The following is a 16180-nucleotide window of genomic DNA, read 5'->3' as shown; positions in this document are numbered from 1 at the left end:
TCGCACATCTATGGTGCATTATCTCAGACTTGAATCCTATAAAATGCAGGTCGATAGGATTTGTCAAAGCGTTCAAGCTCGCCTCAAGGAGACCATTCCATGCGTTCAGTCGGACATTTCATTGGTGGCAAGGAGGTCAAGGGCACGTCGGGCCGCACCGCCGACGTTTTCGAGCCGATGACGGGTGACGTCCAGGCCAAGGTGGCGCTGGCGTCCAAGGCCGAGGTCCGCGCCGCCGTGGAAAACGCCCGCGCCGCGCAGCCGGAATGGGCTGCGACCAACCCGCAGCGCCGCGCCCGCGTCATGATGAAGTTCGTCGAGCTGGTTCAGCGCGACTACGACAAGCTCGCCGAACTGCTCGCCCGCGAGCACGGCAAGACCGTTCCTGACGCCAAGGGTGACATCCAGCGCGGCCTCGAAGTTGCGGAATTCGCCTGCGGTATCCCGCATCTGATGAAGGGCGAGTACACCGAAGGCGCCGGCCCCGGCATCGACATCTACTCCATGCGCCAGGCGCTCGGCGTCGTCGCCGGCATCACGCCGTTCAATTTCCCGGCGATGATCCCGATGTGGAAGTTCGCCCCCGCGATTGCCTGCGGCAACGCCTTCATCCTGAAGCCGTCGGAGCGCGATCCCGGCGTGCCGATGATGCTTGCCGAGCTGATGATCGAGGCGGGCCTGCCGGCCGGCATCCTCAATGTCGTCAATGGCGACAAGGAAGCGGTCGACGCCATCCTCGACGATCCCGATATCAAGGCCGTCGGCTTCGTCGGCTCCACGCCAATCGCACAGTACATCTACGAGCGCGCCGCCCAGACCGGCAAGCGTTGCCAGTGTTTTGGCGGCGCCAAGAACCACGCCATCATCATGCCCGACGCCGACATGGACCAGGCGGTCGACGCCCTGATCGGCGCCGGCTACGGTTCGGCCGGCGAACGCTGCATGGCTGTGTCCGTGGCGGTCCCCGTCGGCAAGTCCACTGCCGACCGCTTGATGGAAAAGCTGGTCCCGCGCGTCGAGTCGCTCAAGATAGGCACCTCGATCGATCCATCCGCCGATTACGGTCCGCTGGTGACGCGCGAGGCGGTCGAGAAGGTCAAGGGCTATATCGACATCGGCATCAAGGAAGGTGCGACGCTCGCCGTCGACGGTCGCGGCTTCAAGATGCAGGGCTACGAGAACGGCTTCTATCTCGGCGGTTCGCTGTTCGACAACGTCACCAAGGACATGCGGATCTACAAGGAAGAGATTTTTGGCCCCGTGCTCTCGGTCGTGCGCGCGCACGATTACAAGGAAGCGCTGGCGCTGCCGTCAGAGCATGATTACGGCAACGGCGTTGCGATCTTCACCCGCGACGGTGATGCCGCGCGCGACTTCGCGGCCAAGGTCAACGTCGGCATGGTCGGCATCAACGTGCCGATCCCGGTGCCGATCGCCTATTACACCTTCGGCGGCTGGAAGAAGTCGGGCTTCGGCGATCTCAACCAGCACGGCCCGGATTCGGTGCGCTTCTACACCAAGACCAAGACGGTGACCTCGCGCTGGCCGTCCGGCGTCAAGGAAGGCGCGGAGTTCTCGATCCCGCTGATGAAGTAAGGCTGTAGCCCAGCCCGTCATTGCGAGCGTAGCGAAGCAATCCAGACTTTCTCCTCGGACCCACTGGATTGCTTCGTCGCTTCGCTCCTCGCAATGACGAGAACAGTGAGCAGCCCATCATGCAGTTCGCTCTGAACGACGATCAGATCGCGGTTCGCGACATGGCGTTGGCGTTTGCGGCGGAAAAGATCGCGCCGCACGCGCTGCGCTGGGACGAGGAGAAGCATTTTCCCGTCAAGGTGATGCGCGAGGCCGCTACGCTCGGCATGGGCGGCATCTATATCCGCGACGATGTCGGCGGCTCCGCGATGTCGCGGTTCGACGCGGCGCTGATCTTCGAGGCGCTGGCGACGGGCTGTCCGACCACCTCGGCCTTCATCTCCATCCACAATATGGCGTCCTGGATGATCGATGCCTACGGCAGCGACACCCAGCGCCACACATGGTTGCCCAAGCTCTGCACCATGGAGCTGATTGCGAGCTACTGCCTGACCGAGCCGGGCGCCGGTTCGGACGCGGCAGCGCTCCGCACCCGCGCCGTGCGCGACGGCGACCATTACGTGCTCAACGGCCAGAAGCAGTTCATCTCCGGCGCCGGCGGGACCGATCTGCTGGTCGCGATGGTCCGCACCGGCGGCGATGGCCCCGGCGGCATCTCGACGCTCGTGATCGACGGTAAGACGCCGGGCGTCTCGTTCGGTGCCAACGAGCGCAAGATGGGCTGGAACGCGCAGCCGACCCGCGCCGTGATCTTCGAGAACGCCCGCGTTCCGGTCGCCAATCGCTTGAGCGAGGAGGGCGTCGGCTTCAAGATCGCGATGGCGGGCCTCGACGGCGGGCGTCTCAACATTACGGCTTGCTCACTCGGCGGCGCGCAGACCGCGCTCGACAAGGCGCGTTCTTACATGAAAGAGCGCAAGGCTTTTGGAAAACGCCTCGACGAATTCCAGGCGCTGCAATTCAAGCTTGCCGACATGGCGATCGAGTTAGAAGCTGCGCGTACCTTCTTGTGGCGGGCAGCGGCCGCACTCGACCGGAAAGATCCGGACGCCACCATGCTGTGCGCCATGGCAAAACGGTTTGGCACCGATGCCGGCTTCGAGGTCGCCAACCAGTCGCTCCAGCTTCATGGTGGCTACGGCTATCTCAGCGAGTACGGCATCGAGAAGATCGTGCGCGATTTGCGCGTGCACCAGATCCTGGAAGGCACCAACGAAATCATGCGGCTGATCGTGGCGCGCAAATTGATCGAGGGCGCGCGATGAGTGGAGTGGAGGAGGGCGATCTGGTCGCACGGGTCGAAGGCGCGGCCGGCATTATCAGGCTCAACCGCCCCAAGGCGATCAACGCCGTCACGCTGGAGATGTTTCGCGACATCGATAGGGCGCTCGACCGTTTTCAGACCGATCCAACCGTTGCCGTGATCGTGCTGGAAGGTGCCGGTGAGCGCGGCCTGTGTGCCGGCGGCGACATCCGTGCGCTCTGGGAGAGCTCCAAGGTCGACGGCGACCTCGGCAAGATCCTGTGGCGGGAAGAGTACATCCTCAACGCCCGGATCAAGAAATTCCCCAAACCCTATGTCGCCTTCATGGACGGGATCGTGATGGGCGGCGGCGTCGGGCTCTCGGCCCATGCGAGCCATCGAATCGTGACCGACCGCACCAGGCTCGCGATGCCTGAGGTCGGGCTCGGTTTCTTCCCCGATGTCGGCGGCACTTGGCTGTTGTCACGCGCGCCGGGCGAGATTGGCACTTACTTTGGCCTGACCGGCCAGACCATGAACGGCCCTGATGCGATCCACGCGAAGTTTGCCAATGCGGTGGTACCGGCGGCCAAATGGCCGGAATTGCGCGACGCGCTGACCAAGCTTGGCCAGGGCGTCACCGCGGCCGATGTCAGCAAGGTCATCGACGGTTTTGCAACGGGGGAGACCGCGGGGCCGGTCGCCGCAAAAGAGCCGGCGATCGACGCATTGTTCGGCTTCGACCGCATGGAAGACATCTTTGCCGCGCTCAAGCGCGACGGTTCCGAGTTCGCGCTGGCGACATTGAAGACGCTCAACGAAAAATCGCCGCGCGGCATGGTGGTGACGCTCAAGCTGCTGCGGCTCGCGCGCACCGCGTCAAGCCTGGAAGAGTGCCTGGCGCGCGAATATCGGGCTGCGCTGGAAGTCTTCCGCAGCGATGACTTTCGCGAAGGTGTGCGCGCCGCGGTGATCGACAAGGACCGCAATCCAACCTGGTCGCCGTCGCGGATCGAGGACGTCACGCCGGACATGCTGGCGCAGTATCTCGCCGAGATCGGCGCCGACGAATTGAAGTTCAACTAATCAACGAAACCTTCAGCGGAGGAAACGAAGATGGCCACGATCGCATTCATCGGTCTCGGCAACATGGGCGGCCCCATGGCCGCCAATCTGGTCAAGGCCGGCCACAAGGTCGTCGCTTTCGACCTCGCCGAGGCCTCTCGCAACCAGGCCAAGGCCGATGGCGCCGGCATCGCCGAGAGCGCGGCAGGCGCCGTGAAGGGCGCCGATGTGGTCGTCACCATGCTGCCCGCCGGCAAGCACGTTCTCGCCGTGTGGGGCGAGGTTGTTCCGGCGATGACCAAGGGCGCGTTGATCATCGACTCCTCCACGATCGACGTCGAGAGCGCGCGGCAGGCGCATGTGCTGGCGGCCAAGCACGGCGTGCTTTCGGTCGACGCGCCGGTCTCCGGTGGCACCGGCGGCGCTAAGGGTGCGACGCTCACCTTCATGTGCGGCGGCGAGGACAACGCGTTTGCAGCGGCAAAGCCCGTGCTGGAGAACATGGGCAAGAAGATCGTGCATTGCGGCGGTGCCGGCGCGGGCCAGGCGGCAAAAATCTGCAACAACATGATCCTCGGAATTTCCATGATCGCGGTGAGCGAGGCGTTCGCGCTGGCCGAGAAGCTCGGGCTCTCGCATCAGGCGCTGTTCGACGTCGCCTCGACCTCGTCAGGCCAGTGCTGGTCGCTGACGACCTATTGCCCGGTGCCCGGGCCGGTGCCGACCTCGCCCGCCAACAACGATTACAAGCCGGGTTTTGCCTCGGCACTGATGGTGAAGGACCTGACGCTGGCGCAGGACGCCGCCAAGGCCGCGGGCGCGGCAACGCCGCTCGGCAAACATGCGCAGGAGATCTATCAGTCATTCGACGCAGCCGGCCAGGGCGGGGTGGATTTTTCCGGAATTATCAAGCACGTTAGGAGTCTGGCCGGGAAAGCCTAATGACGACATTTCAGGAAGCGCGCGCGTTTCTGCTCCACAACCGCACGGACTACGAGACAGCGGTCAAAGACTTCCGCTGGCCCGATCCGGTTCCTTTCAACTGGGCACTCGACTGGTTCGACGCCGAGCTAGCGGCGAATGCGGACAGCAAGGATCGTCCTGCGCTCTGGATCGTCGATGCCGCGCAGGACCGCCAGACCAAGCTCTCGTTCGGGGCGTTGTCGCGCCGCTCCAACCAGGTCGCGAACTTCCTCCGTGCGCAAGGCTTGAAACGCGGCGACCATCTCCTGCTGCTGCTCGGCAATGTCGTTCCGCTGTGGGAAGCGATGCTGGCCGCGATCAAGCTCGGCGTCGTCGTAATTCCCGCGACGACGCTGCTCACGGCCGATGAGCTTCGCGACCGGCTCGATCGCGGCCAGGCGAAGGCGGTGGTGGCAGCGCAGGACCAGGTTGCGAAGTTCGCAAGTCTTGGCGCCGACAATATCGTCCGCATTGTCGTGGGGGAGGCCTCCGATGGCTGGCTTTCCTATGACGACGCGGCAAAGGCGTCGGAGAGTTTTGCAGCTGACGGCCCGACCAACGCCGACGACCCGATGCTGCTCTATTTCACCTCGGGTACCACCGCAAAGCCAAAACTGGTGCGGCACAGCCAGCGCAGTTATCCCGTCGGCCATCTCTCGACCATGTACTGGATCGGGTTGAAGCCAGGCGACGTGCATCTCAATATCTCCTCGCCCGGCTGGGCCAAGCACGCCTGGAGCTGTTTCTTCGCGCCGTGGAATGCGGGCGCGACCGTGTTCGTGGTCAACCAGCCGCGCTTCGATGCCAAGGGGCTGCTTGCCACCATCGGCCGCTGCGGCGTCACCACGCTGTGCGCGCCGCCGACGGTGTGGCGGCTGTTCATCCAGGAGAACCTGGCGTCGTTCAAAGTGGCCTTGCGCGAGGTCTGCGGTGCCGGCGAGCCGCTCAATCCGGAGGTGATCGACCAGGTGCAGGCCGCCTGGGGCCTCACCATCCGCGACGGTTACGGCCAGACCGAAACGACGGCGCTCGCCGGCAACTCGCCGGGGCAGACGATCAAGATCGGCTCGATGGGCCGGCCGCTGCCGGGCTATCGCGTGCAGGTCAGCGACGCCGATGGTCATCCGGCCAAGGAGGGCGAGGTGGCTCTGGTGCTCGGCGAAAACCGCCCCGCCGGCCTGATGCAGGGCTATCAGGGCGACAACGGTGGGCTGTCCGGCGCCGAAGGCGAGCTTTATCGCAGCGGCGACGTCGTGTTCGAGGACGACGACGGCTATCTCACCTTCGTCGGTCGCTCCGACGACGTGTTCAAATCCTCCGACTATCGCATCAGCCCGTTCGAGCTCGAGAGCGTGTTGCTCGAGCACGAGCTCGTCGCGGAAGCCGCCGTGGTGCCGAGCCCGGATCCGATCCGGCTCGCGATTCCCAAGGCCTTCGTGCTGCTGACATCCGGCGCGGAGCGCTCGCCGGAAACCGCGCTCTCCATCTTCAAGCATCTGCACACGCGCCTTGCGCCGTTCAAGCGCATCCGCCGCCTCGAAATTGTCACGGAGCTGCCGAAGACGATCTCGGGAAAGATCCGCCGCGTTCAGCTCAGACGGCTGGAACGTGACGACGATCGCAACGATCCCCTGCGCGGCCGGGAATTCCGCGAAGAGGATTTTCCGGAGCTGGCGAAAACACGGAGTGAGAATTAAGTGAACGAAGTCTGGAAGAAGCCGCCGATTTCCTTGGACGCCTATCAGGCCATGGTTGGGAAGGAGATCGGCGTGTCGTCGTGGCACCTGGTCGATCAGCCCCGCATCGACACCTATGCCGACGTGATCGAGGATCATCAGTTCATTCACGTCGACCCGGAGCGTGCGAAGAAGGAGACGGCGTTCGGCACCACCATCGCGCACGGCTTCCTCACGATGTCGCTGCTGTCGATCATGTCCTACGAGGTGATGCCCGTCATCGCGGGTACGACGATGGGGGTCAATTACGGTTTCGACAAGCTGCGTTTCATCTCGCCGGTGCGTTCGGGAAAGCGCGTTCGCGGCCGTTTCGTGCTGGCGGAAGCCAAGCTGCGCAAGCCGAATGAACTGCAGTCGCGCACCAACGTCACCGTGGAGATTGAAGGAGAGGACAGGCCCGCGCTGGTCGCGGAGTGGCTGGGATTGATCTATTTCGCCTGACGCCGCCGGTCGTTGCCGGGCTTGACCCGGCAACTCATCGCTGCTCAAAAGCTGTTCAAATCGCGCTCGGTACACCCTCTCCCCTTGCGGGAGAGGGTGGAAACCGAGCGGAGCGAGATGAAGCCGGGTGAGGGGTATCTCTCCACACGCTCATCTGCCAAGACAGACCCCTCATCCGGCGCCGTAGCCAACGCTACGCGTTGGCGTTTTAACCAGGAACGGCGGCCGTTGGCCGCCTATGCCACCTTCTCCCACAAGGGGAGAAGGAAGAAGAAGCAGGAACTGCACTCATGGCAATCAGGTTCGACGGACGCGTCGCTATCGTCACCGGCGCGGGCAATGGTCTGGGGCGCGCGCATGCGCTGGGGTTGGCAAGCCGCGGCGCCAAAGTCGTGGTCAACGATTTCGGCGGCGCGCGCGACGGCAGCGGCGGCTCGCTCTCGCCGGCGGAAACCGTGGTCGAGGAGATCCGTAAAGCGGGCGGCATCGCCATGGCCGACGGTGCCGACGTCTCCAATTTCGAGCAGGTCACCGCGATGGTCGAGCGCGCCACCAAGGAGTGGGGCAGCGTCGATCTCTTGTGCGCCAATGCCGGCATTTTGCGCGACAAGTCGTTCGGCAAGATGGAAGCGGCCGATTTCCAGAAGGTACTCGACGTGCATCTCGTCGGCACCTTTTATTGCTGCAAAGCGGCCTGGGCCGGCATGCGCGATCGCAACTACGGCCGCATCGTGCTGACGACGTCGTCCTCCGGCCTCTACGGCAATTTCGGCCAGGCCAATTACGGTGCGGCCAAGTCCGGCATGGTCGGCCTGATGAACGTGCTGGCGGAAGAGGGCCGCAAGTCCGACATCCGTGTCAACATCATCTCGCCGACGGCGGCAACCCGCATGACGGAAGAGCTGCTGCCGCCGCAGGCGCTGCAATTGATGAAGCCGAACGCGATCACGCCCGCGGTCGAATACATGTTGAGCGAGGACGCGCCGACCCGCACCATCATGGGCGCTGGCGCCGGCTCGTTCGCGGTGATCAAGATCGTCGAAAGCGAGGGCATCAACCTGCCGGAGTCCGAGTGGACCCCGGACGCGGTCGCAGCGCATTTCGCCGAGATCAGCGACATGTCGAAGGCGAAGGCGCTGCAGGGAGCGTTCGAGCAGACGCAGAAATACGTGGCGCAGGCCGCTGCGCGCGCCGGGGTGAAACTCTGACAGCTGTCGCCGTCATCGGCGCCGGTCCTGCCGGGCTGATGGCGGCCGAAGTGCTCGCGCAGGGCGGTGCTCGTGTGACCGTCCACGACGCCATGCCGTCTGCGGGCCGCAAATTCCTGATGGCCGGCCGCGGCGGTCTCAACCTCACCCACAGCGAACCGCTGCCGCAGTTCATGGCGCGCTACCGCGAGGCGGCGCCGAGACTACAGGCTGCGATCGAAGCGTTTTCTCCTGACGCACTGCGCGCCTGGAGCGAGGCGCTGGGCGAGCCGACTTTTGTCGGCTCCAGCGGGCGTGTGTTTCCGAAAGCGTTCAAGGCATCGCCCTTGCTGCGGGCCTGGCTGCGGCGCCTCGATGCTGCTGGCGTGCGCTTTGCCTTTCGCCAGCGCTGGATGGGCTGGGACGGGGAAGGACGGCTGGTCTTTGATGCACCCGGCGGCCGCGCCACCATCGCCGCGGACGCCACGGTGCTGGCCGTGGGCGGCGCCAGCTGGCCGCGGCTAGGCTCGGATGGCGGCTGGACGACGATCCTGGCCGACAAAGGCGTTGCGATCTCGCCGCTGCTGCCGGCGAACTGCGGCTTCACCGTGGCATGGTCCGAAATCTTCCGCGCGCGCTTCGAAGGCCAGCCGCTCAAGGGCATCACGCTGTCCTTTGGCGCGCAGCGCGTGCGCGGCGAGGCCATGATCACAAGCGGCGGGATCGAGGGCGGGGCGATCTATGCGCTGTCGGCCGACCTGCGCGAGGCGATCGCGGCGAGCGGCGAAGCGGTCCTGCAGGTCGCGTTGCGGCCGGATGTCGATCATGGCGAACTCGTCAAGCGTCTGTCCGCCTCGCGCGGCAAGCAATCCTTCTCCAACTTCCTGCGCAAGGCTGCGCAGCTGTCGCCGGTCGCGGTCGGGCTGTTGCAGGAAGCCGCCATCGGTGCTGGCCAGTCGTTGCCGGCAATATCGGCTGACCGATTGGCGGAGCTCATCAACGCCGTGCCGATCAAGCTCAGGGGCGTCGCGCCGATCGCGCGCGCGATCTCCAGCGCCGGCGGGATTTCCTTCGGCGAGCTCGACGCCGACTTCATGATCCGCAAGCTGCCGGGCGTGTTCGCGGCCGGTGAGATGCTGGACTGGGAGGCGCCGACGGGTGGTTATTTGCTCCAGGCCTCGTTCGCGACCGGAGCTGCGGCGGGCAGGGGCGTCTTGCGACGGCTCGCCCAATTGTCGCCCTGACCATCCCATCATGACGTCCCGGTCCGGGTTGCGAGATCCGTCAGGAGGCCGAGCACGCCGAAGCTTGCCGCCACTGCGCAGACCATGGTCCAGCCGCCAAAACTCCAGGCCAGCGAAGCCGCCGCCGCGCCGACGCCACCCCCGATAAAGAACAGCGCGACGAACAGGCCGTTCATGCGACCGCGGGCCTCGGGGCGCAACAGGTTGATCGCGCGGCGGCCCAGCGTCTGGTCGGTGGTGATGCCGACGTCGAGCAGGATCGTGCCGAGGCTCAGGACCAGCAGACCGGCGATCTGGGAGTCCAGCATGCCCGCCCAGGCGCAGAGCGCGAGCGATCCGATGATGAGCAGATGGGCGGCAAAGAACATCGGCCGCGCCCGGCCCTTGTCGCCCCAGCGGCCAGCCATTGGTGTCGCCGCGGCGCCCGCTACGCCGATCAGTGCGAAAGCCGCAACTCCCTTGGCGTCGAGGTCGAACGGCGCCTCCGGCAGCCGCAGCGCGACCGCCGACCAGAACGCCGTGAAGGAGGCCATGACAAGCGATGCGGTCCAGGCCCGCACGCGCAGCACGGGCTCTTCGCGCAGCAGCCTTGGAAAGGACAGCAGCAACTCGGTGTAGCTCGCGCGTGCCGTCGGTCGAAGGGTTGGAAGATAACGGGCGAGTGCGCCGGCAAGCAGAGCCATCAAAGCGGCCGAGACGACATAGTAGGCGCGCCAGCTCCAGAGATCGGCGATCAGGCTCGCCGCGGGTCGTGACAACAGGATGCCGATCATCAATCCGCCCATCACCTCGCCGATGGCCTGGCCGCGGCGATCCGGCGCCACCATCGATGCGACCAGCGGAACCATCATCTGGATCGCCGCGCAGCAGGCGCCAAGGATGAAGGTGGCGAGCAGCAGCAGCGCGGGCGTCGGCGCGAGGGCCGTCGCGAGAGCGGCGAGGATCGCGCAGCCGAGTGTGCGGAGGATGACAAGCCGGTTCTCGACGAGATCGACCAGAGGTACGAGCAGCAGCAGGCCGAGTGCATAGCCCAGCAAGGTCAGCGTGCTGATCAGCCCCGCCTGCCACGCCGGCATGGACATTGACCGGCCGATCAAGCCGAGCAGGATCTGCGGCGCGAACAGATTGGTGACGACGACACCGGCGGTGATCGCGCCGAGCCAGATCAGCGGCCGCTCGGCGAGCTGGTTTCGGGACGCAGGCCTGGTGGTTTCGGAGACAGTCATGGGACCTCGCAGCTGTGGCGCGGGACCCTTTAAGCGGAGCGATCAATATGCTACAATTCAAATAAGCCTATAAAGAATATGCGGGTTTGTTATGAATACCCATGACCTTGTCGCTTTCGTCGCCGTAGTCGAGACCGGATCGATTGTCGCGGCTTCGACGCGTCTCAATCTCACCCAGCCCGGCGTGACCCGACGTATCCAGAATCTCGAGGAGATGTTGGGGGCGCAGCTTCTGGACCGGCTCTCGAAGCCCGTGAAGCCGACGGCGGCGGGCCATGAGGCCTACGAGCAGGGCAGGCGTCTGCTCAGGATGCTGGACGACCTCAAGTCGGGCGTCGCCAACGACGGAATGGTCCGCGGCGAGTTCAGGCTCGGTCTGACGCCGTTTCTGTCGGAGGCAGGCCTGACTGCACCACTCGATGCGGTGCGCGCCGAATTTCCCGCGCTGGCGGTGCGGGTGGTCTCCGGTTGGTCGCCGAACCAGCTCGAGCGTGTCTGCCGCAACGAGCTCGATGCAGCCGCGATCTGTCTACCCGACGGTGCAGTGCCGCCCGCCGATCTCGCGGCCGACGATCTCGGCGCGCAGCCCGTCGTCTTCGTCGTCGCTCGTGAGATGAAGATCCCGCGCACCGTCGATCTGGAACGGCTGTCCCAACTGTCGTGGGTGATCAACCAGGATGGCTGTGGATTTCGCGATACGCTGAAGCGAAAATTCGATGCCTCGCATCTGCCGTTCAACATCGCCGTCGAGGCGCTGGACAGCGAGCTTCGCCTGTCGCTGGTGTCGCGCGGCCTCGGCGTCGGGCTGGTCACCCCGATCGCCCTGAAACGCAGCGCATTTCGCGACAGGCTGAAGCCGGTCGCTGCGCGCGACTTCAAACCCGCCGTCCGCGCATGGGTGGTGCATCGCGCCCCGGCCGGTCGGCTGGAGCGGCCGATCAAACTCTTCCGCGATGGCCTGGTCCGGGAACTCCAGGCGCTGATCGGGGGCTAGCTACCGCAGCTTCCCCCGTGCCGCCACCGGCAGCGTGCCGATGATCTCCTCGCCGCACACCATCACGACTTCGTCCATCATGTTGACGACGACGCAGACGTGATTGGGCACGACCCGTACGATGTCGCCGACATTGGGGCGGGTGTTGCTGCGGGAGAGATCGAGGAAGCCGTGCTCCTCGGCGAAGCGCGCGATCTTGGCTTCGGGGTGCTCCAGGATCAGGCCGTGCCCGTCGAGGCCGCCGGTATCCGTGGTCAGCGTCTTGGAGCCGGCATCGAGGATGCCGCGCTCGGGCGCGGCGCGGCTGACTACGGTCGAATAGATGTGCAGCGCGCAGTCGTCCCAGGTGGCGGAGCCGGCGGCGACCTGCATGCGGTCGTTGTAGATGTAGGTGCCGAAGCGGTGCTCGGTGCCGCCCTTGAGCTTGCCGAGATTTTTCAGGTTCGGCGTTCCGCCGGTCGAGACGATTTTTGCATCCAGCCCGTGCGCGCGCACGCCAGCCAGAGCTTCGTCATAGAATTTTTGCGCATCCGCCCAGCCAGTCTCGGTCGGATACATCATGAAGCCGGCGAATTGCAGTCCCTTGGATGCGGCAATCTCCTGTGCCAGCGCAATCGCCTCGGCGGGCGTCTCGACGCCGGCGCGCTTGCGCCCGGTATCGCATTCGACCAGGACCGACAGCGGTCGGCCTGAGGCCGCAGCAGCCTTGGGCAGGCCGGCAACGACGGTCGAATTGTCGGCGGCGACCGTCATGTTGGCCTTCGCCTGCAGTGCCCCTAACCGCGCCATCTTCTCTTCGCCGAGCAGATTGTAGCTGATCAGAATGTCGTCGATGCCGGCATTGACCATGATCTCGGCCTCACCGAGCTTCTGGCAGGTGATGCCCTTGGCGCCGGCCGCGATCTGCATCTTCGCAATGGTGGGGTTCTTGTGCGTCTTGATGTGGGGACGGTTGGCGATCCCGGCGTCATCGCAGGCCTTCTGAATCCTGGCGATGTTGCGCTCGACCTTGTCCATGTCGATGACGGCGCAGGGCGTGCCGTATTCGCGGGCAATCTTGGCGGCGAGGGTCGTTGTCATGGAAGTCTCTGAGTTGGCGCGCATTCTGTTTGCAAAAGCGGTGTCCACTTTTGCGAAATGCACGCTAGGCCTGTTCAATCTCTTCGCGCCGCACTTCGAGCTCCAGCCATTTGTCTTCGGCCTCCGCCAGCTCCTTTTGCGCCTTCGTCAGAGCATCGGAGGCCTGGTCAAAGCGCTTGCGATCCTTGCGGAAGAGATCGGGGTCGTCAAGGAAGCGCTGCTGCTTGGCGATCTCGGCTTGCAGCTTGGCGATGGTCTTGGGCAGCGTCTCCAGCGCGTGTTGCTCGTTGAAGGTCAGCCGTCGTCTCGCGACGGCGGAAGGCGCGGCTGATCGCTGTTCTCTTGTCTCTTCGACGGCCTTCGCTGTCGCGCGCTTCACGTCGGCGCCGCGCTGGGCCAGCATGTCGGTATAGCCGCCGGCATATTCGAGCCAGCGTCCGTTGCCCTCGGGCACGATCACGGAGGTCACGACGCGGTCGAGAAAATCGCGATCGTGGCTGATCAGGATCACGGTGCCCTCGTAGTCGCTGAGCATTTCCTCGAGGACGTCGAGGGTCTCGAGGTCGAGGTCGTTGGTCGGCTCGTCCAGCACCAGGAGGTTGGAAGGCTTCGCCAGCGCGCGTGCCAGCATCAGCCGTCCGCGCTCACCGCCCGACAGCACCTCCAGCGGCGTGCGCATCTGTTCCTGGGCGAACAGGAAGTCTTTCATATAGCTCACGACATGCTTCGGCTTGCCGCCGACCATAACATGGTCGCCGCGGCCGCCGGTGAGCGCCTCGGCCAGCGTCGTCTTCGGATCGAGACTTTCCCGATGCTGGTCGAGCGTCGCCATCTCGATGTTGGCGCCGAGCCGTATGCTGCCGCTGTCCGGTGCGCTGCCGCCGGTCAGCATCTCGATCAGCGTGGTCTTGCCGGCGCCGTTCGGGCCGACGATGCCGATGCGATCGCCGCGCTGGACGCGGATCGAGAAGCCGTCGACGATCTTTCGCTCGCCATAGGACCGGCTGATATTCTTGGCCTCGATGACGAGCTTGCCGGATTTGTCGGCTTCGGCAGCCGCGAGGTTGGCGTTGCCCGTCGCGCCGCGATGTGTGCGGCGCTGGTCGCGCAGCGCGTGGAGATTGCCGAGCCGCTTGACGTTGCGCTTGCGGCGGCCCGAGACGCCGTAGCGCAACCAATGCTCTTCGTTGACGATCTTGCGGTCGAGCTTGTGCTGGTCGCGCTCTTCCTCCGCGAGCACCTCGTCGCGCCAGGCCTCGAAGGCACTGAAGCCCCGGTCGATCTGCCGGATCTGGCCGCGGTCGAGCCAGGCGGTGCTGCGCGATAGATTGCCCAGGAAGCGCCGATCGTGGCTGATGATCACCAGCGCGCAGCGGCGGCTCTCCAGTTCGCTCTCCAGCCATTCGATGGTCGGAAGATCCAGATGGTTGGTCGGCTCGTCCAGCAGCAGGATGTCGGGCGAGGGCGCCAGCACGCGCGCCAGCGCCGCGCGGCGGGCTTCGCCGCCGGAGACATGCGCCGGATCTTCTTCGCCGTTCAGACCGAGTTGCTCGACCAGATAGCGCGCCTGATAATGGTCGTCGCCGGCATTGAGGCCGGCCTCGACATAGGCGAGCGTGGTGGAGAAACCGGAAAAGTCCGGCTCCTGCGGCAGGTAGCGGATGGTGGCGCCGGGCTGCACGAAACGGCTGCCGCCATCCGGTTCGACCAGGCCGGCGGCGATCTTGAGCAGCGTCGATTTGCCGGAACCGTTGCGGCCGATCAGGCAGACGCGCTCGCCGGTCGAAACCGACAGTTCGACGCCCGCTAGGAGCGGTGTGCCGCCAAAGGTCAGCTTAATATCGCGCAGTTGAATCAGCGGTGGCGCCATGCGGTGTCTCAGTCCTGTCTTGTTGCGGCCTGGTCGGCGCGGCGGCGCTGAATGCGGCGGATGGTCTGGTCGAGCGTCGACAGAAATGTCGAGCGGTCGCGCGGCGAATACGATTTCGGACCGCCGGTGACTTCGCCGGCCGAGCGCAAATCGGTCATGAGGTTGCGGACCGCGAGCGTCATCCCAATCGATTCCTCGGTGAACGCCTTGCCGTTGGATGCAATCACATCGGCGCCGGCCTTCACGCAGCGGCTCGCGAGCGGAATATCCGAGGTAATGACGATATCGCCGGGCCCGGCGCGTTCCGCGATCCAGTCATCGGCCGCGTCCATGCCGGCACCCGCGGCGACCCGCTCGATCAGCGGATCCTGGGGCACGCGGATGAAATTGCCCGCGACAACGCTCACGGGCAGGCCGTGTCTGCCGGCGACGCGATAGATCTCGTCCTTCACCGGACAGGCGTCGGCGTCGACATAGATGCGGGTGGTGTTTTGAGGGTTCGTCATTGTCCGTAGATGAGGCTTGCGAAGCGGTTCCGCAGCAGCCGCGTGGTACCCCATTCGGGCCGCAAAGGCGAGGGGATTGACCCCGGTTCCTCAGGGCCTACGATCGGCCCGAAACAACAAGAATTTGGGGAAAGCCAAGCCATGCCGAACCGGCTCGAAACCTATCGCGTCGAGGCCTACAACACGGCCAAGCAGTCCGAAAACAAGATGCATGACGATAGTGTGGCGCGCCGCTTCGGCTTTTCCGGCGGGCTGGTCCCCGGCGTCGACGTCTTCGCCTACATGATGCATGTGCCGGTGGCGCGCTGGGGCCGCGATTTCCTGTCGCGCGGGCTGATCGAGGCGCGTTTCATCAAGCCGGTCTATGACGGCGAGACCGCCGACGTCGATGCGACCGAGCACAACGGCCTGCTCACCATCGAGGTGTTCAGCCGTACCGAGCTCTGTGCCACCGGCATCGCCTCGCTGCCGGCGATTGCGACTGCGGTGTCATTGAATGACTACATCGCAGTCCCGGCAGTCGCCGAGCGCGAACCGGTCAGCGCGGCAACCTTCGAGACCGGCAAATGGCTCGGCACGACGCCGCGCCGCTGGGCCGGGCAGGATGCGGCCGACTATCTCGCCGACATCCGCGAAACCGATCCGATCTTCGCGCGCGAGGGGCTCGGCCACCCCGGCCTGATCCAGCGCGTCATGAACCGCGTGCTGGTGGACAACACCATCCTCGGCCCGTGGATCCATGTCGGCAGCCGCATGCAATTGCTGTCAGCCGCAGGCGCCGGCGACGAGATCACCGCGCGGGCCAAAGTCACCGCGAACTACGAGAAGAAGGGCCATCGTTTCGTCGAGCTCGACGCGCTGGTGGTCGCCAACTGCACGACGCCGCTGGCGTACTGCCAGCACACCGCGATCTACCAGCCGCGCGAGCAGGCGGCGGCGTAGGTGCGGGGTAAGGGGCACATCATCACCACATCGTCATGCCCGGGCTTGTCCCGGGCATCCACGTTCTTGATGCCTCACGGCGTGGAT

General features: G+C 65.1%; 14 protein-coding genes. 10 read left to right on the top strand and 4 right to left on the bottom strand.

Features of this window, described 5'->3' with window-relative positions; all coding sequences use genetic code 11:
• Positions 1–99 precede the first annotated feature (99 nt).
• From AC0L3J_RS06530 to AC0L3J_RS06495, 8 genes are all read left to right on the top strand, one after another.
• The gene (locus tag AC0L3J_RS06530; protein WP_007592262.1) at positions 100–1596 is read left to right on the top strand and encodes a CoA-acylating methylmalonate-semialdehyde dehydrogenase; all 1497 of its coding nucleotides are present in this window, start codon (positions 100–102) and stop codon (positions 1594–1596) included.
• Positions 1597–1715: 119 nt separating this feature from the next.
• Positions 1716–2861: an isobutyryl-CoA dehydrogenase gene (locus tag AC0L3J_RS06525; RefSeq protein WP_473346489.1), complete on the top strand. Its 1146-nt coding sequence runs from the start codon at positions 1716–1718 to the stop codon at positions 2859–2861.
• Entirely contained in the window at positions 2858–3925 is a 1068-nt protein-coding gene (locus AC0L3J_RS06520) for an enoyl-CoA hydratase/isomerase family protein (protein WP_473346487.1), read from the top strand. Before AC0L3J_RS06525 ends, AC0L3J_RS06520 begins: the two co-directional genes overlap by 4 nt.
• Positions 3926–3955: 30 nt before the next feature.
• Positions 3956–4846 carry a 3-hydroxyisobutyrate dehydrogenase gene (gene mmsB, locus AC0L3J_RS06515; RefSeq protein WP_473346486.1) on the top strand — a complete coding sequence of 297 codons (891 nt, stop codon included), beginning with the start codon at positions 3956–3958 and terminating at the stop codon, positions 4844–4846.
• The gene (locus AC0L3J_RS06510; RefSeq protein ID WP_473346485.1) at positions 4846–6564 is read left to right on the top strand and encodes an AMP-binding protein; all 1719 of its coding nucleotides are present in this window, start codon (positions 4846–4848) and stop codon (positions 6562–6564) included. The genes mmsB and AC0L3J_RS06510 overlap by 1 nt, the downstream gene beginning before the upstream one ends.
• A complete protein-coding gene (locus AC0L3J_RS06505) occupies positions 6565–7044 on the top strand; it encodes a MaoC family dehydratase (protein WP_473346484.1) in 480 nt (159 codons plus the stop codon).
• A gap of 290 nt (positions 7045–7334) precedes the next feature.
• Positions 7335–8252: an SDR family NAD(P)-dependent oxidoreductase gene (locus tag AC0L3J_RS06500; protein WP_473346482.1), complete on the top strand. Its 918-nt coding sequence runs from the start codon at positions 7335–7337 to the stop codon at positions 8250–8252.
• Positions 8249–9475, top strand: coding sequence for a BaiN/RdsA family NAD(P)/FAD-dependent oxidoreductase (locus AC0L3J_RS06495; protein ID WP_473346756.1), 1227 nt, complete (start codon positions 8249–8251; stop codon positions 9473–9475). Before AC0L3J_RS06500 ends, AC0L3J_RS06495 begins: the two co-directional genes overlap by 4 nt.
• Positions 9476–9483: 8 nt before the next feature.
• Here AC0L3J_RS06495 and AC0L3J_RS06490 read toward each other — a convergent pair whose 3' ends face one another.
• Complete coding sequence (locus tag AC0L3J_RS06490; RefSeq protein WP_473346480.1) at positions 9484–10701, bottom strand: MFS transporter; 1218 nt, start codon at positions 10699–10701, stop codon at positions 9484–9486.
• 91 nt (positions 10702–10792) lie between these two features.
• Here AC0L3J_RS06490 and AC0L3J_RS06485 point away from each other — a divergent pair, with 91 nt between their 5' ends.
• Positions 10793–11695: a LysR family transcriptional regulator gene (locus tag AC0L3J_RS06485; protein WP_473346479.1), complete on the top strand. Its 903-nt coding sequence runs from the start codon at positions 10793–10795 to the stop codon at positions 11693–11695.
• Here the strand turns inward: AC0L3J_RS06485 and AC0L3J_RS06480 are convergent, their stop codons facing one another.
• The 3 genes from AC0L3J_RS06480 to AC0L3J_RS06470 form a co-directional block, all read right to left on the bottom strand.
• Complete coding sequence (locus AC0L3J_RS06480) at positions 11696–12775, bottom strand: alanine racemase (RefSeq protein WP_473346477.1); 1080 nt, start codon at positions 12773–12775, stop codon at positions 11696–11698. It lies immediately after the preceding gene.
• A 64-nt stretch (positions 12776–12839) separates the two neighbouring features.
• Positions 12840–14645, bottom strand: coding sequence for an ABC-F family ATP-binding cassette domain-containing protein (locus AC0L3J_RS06475; protein WP_473346475.1), 1806 nt, complete (start codon positions 14643–14645; stop codon positions 12840–12842).
• Positions 14646–14653: 8 nt separating this feature from the next.
• Entirely contained in the window at positions 14654–15151 is a 498-nt protein-coding gene (locus AC0L3J_RS06470) for a YaiI/YqxD family protein (protein WP_007609125.1), read from the bottom strand.
• 141 nt (positions 15152–15292) lie between these two features.
• Here AC0L3J_RS06470 and AC0L3J_RS06465 point away from each other — a divergent pair, with 141 nt between their 5' ends.
• Complete coding sequence (locus AC0L3J_RS06465; RefSeq protein ID WP_473346473.1) at positions 15293–16093, top strand: hypothetical protein; 801 nt, start codon at positions 15293–15295, stop codon at positions 16091–16093.
• The last annotated feature ends 87 nt before the right edge of the window (positions 16094–16180 follow it).

It is taken from the genome of Bradyrhizobium sp. Kon37 (assembly GCF_055807535.1).
Note: the sequence above shows the minus strand (reverse complement) of the source record. Positions and strands in the feature narration are given on the sequence as shown.